2 protein-coding genes are annotated in these 2,584 nt (G+C 33.1%); both read right to left on the bottom strand.

What is annotated here, in order from left to right; genetic code table 11:
- Nucleotides 1–1,688: hypothetical protein (locus A9G28_RS10855; protein ID WP_141674744.1), on the bottom strand; the 1,688-nt coding region annotated here is incomplete at its 3' end.
- Nucleotides 1,689–1,761: 73 nt separating this feature from the next.
- The coding region (locus A9G28_RS13655; protein ID WP_176702150.1) for a hypothetical protein at nt 1,762–2,584 on the bottom strand (823 nt) is incomplete at its 5' end.

A 2,584-nucleotide genomic window follows, 5' to 3' on the forward strand; every position in this document is an offset into this window, starting at 1 on the left:
GTGGATATTTCAATATGGTTAGTTTTAATACCTTGTTGATTAAACCGCTCTAATATGGCAAACACTGTCTTATTTTTTAACAGTTTGAATGTCCTAATCGTATTCCCTTGGGCATCTTTAATGATTTGAGATGAGGGAAAATAACTGCCTTTTTCATACTCTGTTTCTATAACTAATTTAGGCACTAAATGGCTTTCAAGCACGGTTAATGTACTGCGAACAGGGGTGTTTTTTTTGTATGCAAATTCGGTTGTTAGCCACTGCATTCGTGTTTTTTTTACTATCGAAATGATTTTACCCATTTCTTTTTCAACACGGATATAAGTCGGTAAGCTTACTGCTTGCTCAACACTCTCTAATGGCGTTAACTGGTTTTTATCGCCCAATACATAAAAATAAACACCATTTTCTAATGGTTTAAATTGCGCTAAGGGGAATGTGAGCGGAGTTTGTAACCATTTTGTTTTATTAATTTTTTTGTATTGATAATTATCACCCATTTCTATTTCGATTAAATCACTGTATTTATTATTGGGCGATTGGTTCTCTGCTTGAATTAAAGTTAATGGAGCTTGATGTGGAAAGTTTTTATATCGCTCTGCCATAAAACCCGGAAAAGGTAATTGGTGGTAATAAACTTGCTTAGGTTTAATACCTAAATATTCGACGCGTTGTTTTGCCTCACTATCATATTGACTATTATCATCCAGCCCCTGTTCAAACAACGAATCCGTAAATAACATATGGGCTTTTTTTATATTTATCATTAATTTATTGTAAGGGTAGGGTTCGGGTAAACCTTTTTCAAAATCAAAGATTTCTTCAGGCTCCCTATTTTTCGTTTTTATAACTTGACCAGCTTTATTAAGTATTTGGTTTTCGGCATGTATTAAAGACTGATTATGATGAATGACATGATTGGTTTTTATACCTTGCTTATCAAAGTAGTCCTCAATGCTATAAAGATTAACCTCTCTAATATAATTTTCAATTGAATAGCGCCCCGTTATCGGGTTTTTTCTGGTTGCTTGGGTCATTAGCCCCGTATTTTCATCAAAAAGAACTTCAGAGGTATAAATAATATTATGCTCTGTATCATATTTTACTATTGTAAGTTGCTTTAAATTGTTATTGCCCCAATAATCATAACGATAATGGCTAATTAGTGTTAAAGGTCTTTTTTGAATACTGATCACAATACCGTGCTTTTTTTCCACCCGCAGATAACAAGGTAATTCAAAAACGTCTTCAAATGAAGTATGTTGTTGTAATTGTTTATGCTCATCTAATGTATAAAAATAAACACCATCTTCTAGCGATTGAAAAGCATCGGTAGGATATAATATTTCAATAATATTGCGTTTACGTTGCCATATATCACTATATTGATAATTCTGATTTAATTTAACTTGAGCAATACTTTGAGTTGCGATTTCATACATATCAGGATGGTTTTCTAAACCCATTACCGATGTAGATAAATCTTTTTCTGGGTAACTATCTTCATTATCCAAAACAAGCATAAAATCACGTTGAAAATAGACTTTATTGGGCATAATACCCTGTGCCTTTAATTTTTTAACTAGTTGTGCTTGTTGGCCTTGCATTTTTACCTCGGCTAAAACAGATTGGAAAGTTGTTATCCACAGTAAAAAGAAGATCAACCCTATTCTGACTAACTTTTTCATCTCTTCCTCACCTTTTCCATTTAGGCTTATAGCTTTTTTATGTAACGTACTCTTATTCCTTATTATATTTTGATTATTGTGTATTTGCCTCTTGCAGTATTATGTCAAAACCATCTGGGTTGAATGGTAAGTCATCATAAAGTTGAGGGGCGTTTTGGTCTTTAACCTCGTCAGTGGTCAATAATATATTGCCTTGATTATCCAGATATTGATTTTTCACATTACCGTCTGTGGATATTTCAATATGGTTAGTTTTAATACCTTGTTGATTAAACCGCTCTAATATGGCAAACACTGTCTTATTTTTTAACAGTTTGAATGTCCTAATCGTATTCCCTTGGGCATCTTTAATGATTTGAGATGAGGGAAAATAACTGCCTTTTTCATACTCTGTTTCTATAACTAATTTAGGCACTAAATGGCTTTCAAGCACGGTTAATGTACTGCGAACAGGGGTGTTTTTTTTGTATGCAAATTCGGTTGTTAGCCACTGCATTCGTGTTTTTTTTACTATCGAAATGATTTTACCCATTTCTTTTTCAACACGGATATAAGTCGGTAAGCTTACTGCTTGCTCAACACTCTCTAATGGCGTTAACTGGTTTTTATCGCCCAATACATAAAAATAAACACCATTTTCTAATGGTTTAAATTGCGCTAAGGGGAATGTGAGCGGAGTTTGTAACCATTTTGTTTTATTAATTTTTTTGTATTGATAATTATCACCCATTTCTATTTCGATTAAATCACTGTATTTATTATTGGGCGATTGGTTCTCTGCTTGAATTAAAGTTAATGGAGCTTGATGTGGAAAGTTTTTATATCGCTCTGCCATAAAACCCGGAAAAGGTAATTGGTGGTAATAAACTTGCTTAGGTTTAATACCTAAATATTCG

This window comes from Gilliamella sp. Fer1-1, assembly GCF_001690825.1.
Lineage (GTDB): Bacteria > Pseudomonadota > Gammaproteobacteria > Enterobacterales > Orbaceae > Gilliamella > Gilliamella apicola_C.